The sequence below is a fragment of the Blautia sp. AF19-13LB genome (assembly GCF_003479105.1).
GTDB lineage: Bacteria > Bacillota > Clostridia > Lachnospirales > Lachnospiraceae > Fusicatenibacter > Fusicatenibacter saccharivorans.
In genome coordinates this window covers 1-5,664 of record NZ_QUGO01000043.1, presented here as the reverse complement: position 1 = coordinate 5,664, position 5,664 = coordinate 1, and the positions used below count along the sequence as shown (strand labels likewise).

Sequence of the window (5,664 nt, the reverse complement as noted above, 5' to 3'; positions counted from 1 at the left end):
TAACCTTCCTTTTTCGCTACAGAAGCAAAATAGGTATACTTATTTCTTGCCTGTGATTCCCCTGCAAATGCCTCCTGTAAATTCTTCTCTGTCTGTGTTCCTGCATATTTGTTTGCTGCCATCTCTTTTACCTCCGTTTTCTTTACTACTTTTTCAAAATCTGATGCCGGGTGCTTGCACAAAGGACATATAAAGTCATCTGGTAATTCCTCGCCTACATATTCATATCCGCAAATTCTGCAACGCCATATTGTCTGACTGTCCTCTGTTTTTCCAACCTCCTGTGGCTTAGGCTTAATATTATTCTGATAATAATCATATGTTACTGAAGGAACATTGCTTAAAACTTCCATATCGGTTATCTCACCGATAAACATCGTATGTGAACCCAAGTCCTCTGTTTTAGTAACTGTCACAGAAATGTATGCATTTGTACCTTCTGTAATATAATAAATACCATTTGTGCCCCTGGCACACTGCTCAAAGGCTTCAAACTTATTGGTATCTCTTCCTGATTGGAAGCCAAAATGTTTGAACAATTCAAATTGTGCCTTCTGACTTAAGACTGATACAGTAAATTTTCCGGTTCTTTGAATCATATCATGCGTATAATTTGCCTTATTTACACAGATACTTAACTGGTTTGGTTCCGAAGCTGCCTGAATGGCTGTATTAATGATGCATCCGTTATCTTTTTCTGCTTCTTTAGCGGTTAATATAAACAGTCCATAACTCAACTTATACATTGCTTTCCTATCCATGCTGTTCCTCCTTTACCTTCTCCCTGCATTTCGGGCAAATGCCTTTAAATGAAATATCATAATCCACAAATTCAATTCCATGAGTGTTATGAATTCTTTCCAGTAAATCCGGTATTTGATCCATATCCACATCAAAAATTTCACCGCACTTTATACATCTTACATGGTAATGATTTTTCAATGTAAAATCAAATCGGTTCGGTCCATTCGGAACTTCAACCTTTCTTAATGCACCTTCCTCTACCAATATATCAAGATTTCTATATACCGTTCCTTTTCCAATTGTTGGATATGCTTCTTTTATAAATTCATACACTTCATTTGCCGTAACGTGTCTTCTCATTTCGTATACGGTATTTCTTACGAGATCTTTTTGAATGGTATTTCTCCTACTTGTCATTCGTCCTCCTTATTAGGATTAGTTCTTAATAAGGATTATATACCACCATCATCCTGCTGTCAATAAAAATAGTAATAATTCTCATTATTATAAAAACTGCCAAACTGAGCATCTTTTACCTGAATAACTATTTTATTTTGCGTTCAAATACATATTCTGAATCTGAAGATAAATCAGACCTAAATGAATATCCGAGTCTGTCAAATTTCTGAATCTCCACCGGATTTTCAATATTATTTTCCGCTATGAATCTGACCATTTCACCACGAGCCATCTTGGCATAGGTACCTTTTGTTACCAATTTATCTCCGGATAACTCACAAAATACAATCGTAATATATCTGTCCTGTGGTGTCAGATACTTTTCTATACATTTTGAGTATTCTTTTGATGCAAGATTAATGATAATCCTGCTGTCATCAATTACTGAGCGGTATAACAATTCTCCCCAGTACTCATACAGATTTTTTGCATCTCCAATTCCAACCTTTGTTGCAGGTTGATGATGAGATTTGTTCCTTACAGGAAGATTTGCAGGAGTCCCAGCAGGAATCAGAGAAAGCGCAGAAACAGGCGGACAAATACCAGAAGCGCATGAATGAACTTGCTCCTATGGTTAAGAACATGGAGAAGCTGGCGGCGGATTTTTCCGCAGACCCGGAGCAGACGCTTTCAGAAGCAGCAGTTATGGAATCTGCAAAGTCGTATCGGGAAAAGAAAGCAAAGCCGTTGGTAAAGAAAATCGTACAAGTCATGCGCTCTGTTTATTCGGCGTATCTGGATATTTCAAATAAGTTTACAAAGCTGCAAGCGGCATATAACAGGGAACGGAGCGGAAGCGAGCGGCTGACAAACAGGCTGGAAGAAGTCTTGGAAGAAAACCGGGAATTGAGGATAGTGGCGGCAGATTTTGGGCGTATAAAAGCTGTGGTCGGCTCTGAACAGGTTAATGCGATGATTGACCGGGCAAAGCAGCAGGAACAGATAGAAGCCGAGCAGAAACGGGCTGCAAGGAGAAAACATAATCGGGAAGCCCGTTGACAGACGGAGGGCTGCTTAAAGCCCTCTTAGCTGCCATGGAGCGAATCCCCGCCAGTTAGTCAAGAGCGGTGTAGTCGTTCAGTTCACTCTTGACTGGCTGGTGGGGATTTGCTGTTTCTCTTTACTCTTTCCAATGAAGAAGCTATAATTAAGTTATGAAAATTAGAGAAAGGGTTAGGGGAGAATGGATATTATAAAGGAATTAAAAAGAGATGGTATGTTGCTGAAAAAGATTCCTAAAAAAGAGCAAACGATAGAACTTTGCAAAGCGGCTATTAGACAAAATCCTTTAGCCTTACAGTTTGTGTCCAGAAAGTGCTTAGATTCCAAAATGTGTTTGGCAGCAGTAAAAAAGAATGGACAAGCATTTCGGTATGTCCCTGGACAGTTTGTTACTAAACGAATGTGTGAATTAGCAGTTGAAGCAGCCCCGGAATTATTGAATAATGTGCCAGAAAATTTTAGAACATCAACGATTTGTATAAATGCAATTAAAAAAGATGTAAATATATTGTCGTTTATTTCACAGAAAAAAAGATATGAATTGTTTGATGATAGTACGGAAATTGATTTAATAGAAAAAATTGTTGCACATAACCCTAAGTGGTTAGTGTATATGCCTAATCGCCCAGATGTGAAGGCATTATGTATAAATTATATGGAAGAAGATTTTTCTATTGCACAGTATATGCCAGAACAGGTGAAAATATCTAAAGATATTTTGAGTTATCAAAAATCAAAAGGGAAAATACAATTTACACACAAATATTATGATTCTGAGGAGAAAAAGTTTAATGTCAAAATTAAAGTGGTATGTGGGCATCATAAATCAATATTTGACGACAAAAAGATAATAGAAGAATCATATTGTGTCCAAGAAAAATTTGAAGATTTTGGCAAATTCTATGTTTTTTTAGAAGGAAATCTTTTTGATGCCGAGTTGAGAAGTTTTGATTTTCGTGGAATTGATTTAAGAAATTATAATATTGAAGGTGCAATTATCAATAGTGAGATATTGCAATCGCAAGGACTATATGACGGAACATATTTTGCTACTATAAAAAAGACTTTGGAAACTGACGAAATTATGGAAAATAATGAAATTATGATACCTGATGAATTTTGTTATCCTAAGCCCGTTGACGATGATGAACATGAACGGTTTGATATTAACCATATTCCGTTTTTTTATATTAGCGATATCCATTTGGCACATCGAGTTTGCAATAAATTTAAGGATAAGGCAACAAAAGAAGAAATACGTTCATATATAAAATTTTTGGCAAGAAGCATGGTTCGCTCCATTGGAACTAGACCATTTAATAGTTATTTGCTGATTGCAGGGGATACTTCATCTATTTTTGAGTTTACGGTTATCTTTTATAATGAGCTTATACAGTGGTGGAACCCAAATCAGATAGTGGTTGTGCCTGGTAATCACGAATTATGGGATCCTTATGTTGAGATGGAAGATAATGTAGAGATATATAGAAAATTTTTTGCGAAATTAGGTATAGTATTTTTGCAAAATGATTTAATGTGTGTAGAAGATAGAAAAAAATGTGAAATATTCAGTGAAGCAGAAATACAGAAAAAGAGCAAAGAAGAGTTACGGAATAAGGCTCAATGTAGTTCGGTTATTATTTTAGGTGGAATAGGATTTAGCGGTTTAAATAAAAAATTTAATGCGTCAAATATACGATATGGGAAAAGTTTTGATGAATTATCAAGAGAAGCAGCGTGGAAGAAAGATATACAAGAGACAAATCGTTTTAATACTATATACACAAAAATACTGGAATGTTTAGGGAAAAATAGAGTTATAGTCCTTACGCACGTCAAGAAAGGGGACTGGAATACAGAAGTACACAATCCATATTGGATATATTTGAACGGACATAATCACCAAAACTTTTATGAAATAAGCGATAGGCGAACTATATATGCTGATAATCAAATTGGATATAGAGCAAAGAATATTGGATTAAAATATTTCTATTGTGATAATGATTATGACATATTTGCTTATTATCAAGATGGAGTACATGAAATAACAAAAGAGCAGTATATTGATTTTAACAGAGGGAAATTGGTTTCCATGTCATTAAAAAGGGAAGATGGAACAATTTATATGTTAAAAAGAGATAATATGTATTTATTTTTAATATATTGCGAATATTCAAAACGTTCAATAGGAAAATCTCTTTATCTTATGAACGGTGGCAAATTGGGGAGATTAAGACGAAATAGACTGGAAGATTTATCTTATTATTATGCTAATCTTGAAAAATATGCGGAAAATGTAAATCAACTACTATATAGATATGCAGGAGGTCAACAGAAGCTTTCTGAATTTATTAAGCATCTCGGAGGTTCTGGAAAGATACATGGTTGCATTGTTGATGTGGAAAGACCAAACGAACTAGAAGGATTTTCATATTGTCATTTATTTGTTAATCCGCTAGATGGAAAAGTAACGCCATATTTTGCTTATGATGTAAAATCAAGAATTGTTTACAAAGATTTAAAAACCCTGTTGCAAGCGCATGATAGCTGCAAGTTAATGGCTAATAATTATTTGCGGATTGAAAAAGAAGCTGCAAATAATTTGCCGATTGTCCAATATTCGGGGCAGATGGAAGAATGGGAAAATGAAGATGCTATGTATGATGAGGGTAGTTATCTTTATAAAATTTCTCGAATTATAAAAAGTTTGCAATATTGCACAGAGAAAAATATTGTGCGTTTATGGAATGAAGAACTGCTGAATTATGATTTTGTAAATCGGATTAAACAATCGAATCAGATTGATGAAATTGTAGATGATAGACTAATGATTGATGAAAAGAGTGTTTAATGGTAATGTTACGATTTAGATGCTCTGGAATCCTTATATTTTGAGAGATTCCAGATACATAGGAGGAGACTAATGATTAAGAGAGGGTTGAAAAACTGGAAGGATATTTCTGATTTGCAAGGAATGCTATTTTTTGTACAGCGGATGTAGTAGAATGTGTAAACAAAGCGAAGCAGATGCGAAATGTCACCTCGCCGCTTGTGTTTCATAGTGACAGAGGTATACAATTCGTATCCCAGGCATTCCAGAAAGTAACAGAAGGAATGATAAACAGTTACTCAAAGAAAGCATACCCATGGGATAATGCATGCATAGAATCCTTTCATTCACTATTAAAACGAGAATGGCTGAATCGCTTTAAAATATTTGATTATAAACATGCATACCGCCTTGTTTTTGAGTACATAGAGACATTTTATAATACAGTAAGGATTCATAGTCATTGTGGATATCTTTCGCCTGATGAGTATGAAAAACAATACAGGAATAAACTATTAGAGCTGGAGCAAAAACTTGCCGGCTAAGTATGCTGGCAAGATGGAAAAAGAGAGTATGAAACTTTTTCTGTAAAATAATGTTTGGAAGGTTCTTCTATGATACAATAA

Annotated in this window: 4 protein-coding genes and 2 pseudogenes; 3 read left to right on the top strand and 3 right to left on the bottom strand. The window is 35.0% G+C overall.

Annotated elements, in window-relative coordinates; translation table 11 throughout:
- Positions 1 to 140 precede the first annotated feature (140 nt).
- From DWX32_RS20510 to DWX32_RS18955, 3 genes and pseudogenes are all read right to left on the bottom strand, one after another.
- Positions 141 to 761 (bottom strand): annotated as a pseudogene (locus tag DWX32_RS20510) (flavin reductase); the annotation flags it as partial.
- Positions 754 to 1,161: a Fur family transcriptional regulator gene (locus DWX32_RS18960; protein ID WP_055225693.1), complete on the bottom strand. Its 408-nt coding sequence runs from the start codon at positions 1,159 to 1,161 to the stop codon at positions 754 to 756. The pseudogene DWX32_RS20510 and the gene DWX32_RS18960, both read right to left, overlap by 8 nt.
- Before the next feature lie 127 nt (positions 1,162 to 1,288).
- Positions 1,289 to 1,651, bottom strand: a pseudogene (locus DWX32_RS18955) (YaaA family protein); the annotation flags it as partial.
- Between the two features lie 41 nt (positions 1,652 to 1,692).
- Between DWX32_RS18955 and DWX32_RS18950 the strand changes: the two are divergent.
- From DWX32_RS18950 to DWX32_RS20795, 3 genes are all read left to right on the top strand, one after another.
- Positions 1,693 to 2,202 (top strand): hypothetical protein, encoded by a 510-nt coding sequence (locus DWX32_RS18950; RefSeq protein WP_199671288.1) that lies wholly within the window; start codon positions 1,693 to 1,695, stop codon positions 2,200 to 2,202.
- 184 nt (positions 2,203 to 2,386) lie between these two features.
- Positions 2,387 to 5,059, top strand: a complete 2,673-nt coding sequence (locus DWX32_RS18945; RefSeq protein WP_118660858.1) for a DUF4116 domain-containing protein — start codon at positions 2,387 to 2,389, stop codon at positions 5,057 to 5,059.
- Positions 5,060 to 5,235: 176 nt separating this feature from the next.
- Positions 5,236 to 5,583, top strand: coding sequence for an integrase core domain-containing protein (locus DWX32_RS20795; RefSeq protein WP_334294897.1), 348 nt, complete (start codon positions 5,236 to 5,238; stop codon positions 5,581 to 5,583).
- Positions 5,584 to 5,664: the final 81 nt, after the last annotated feature.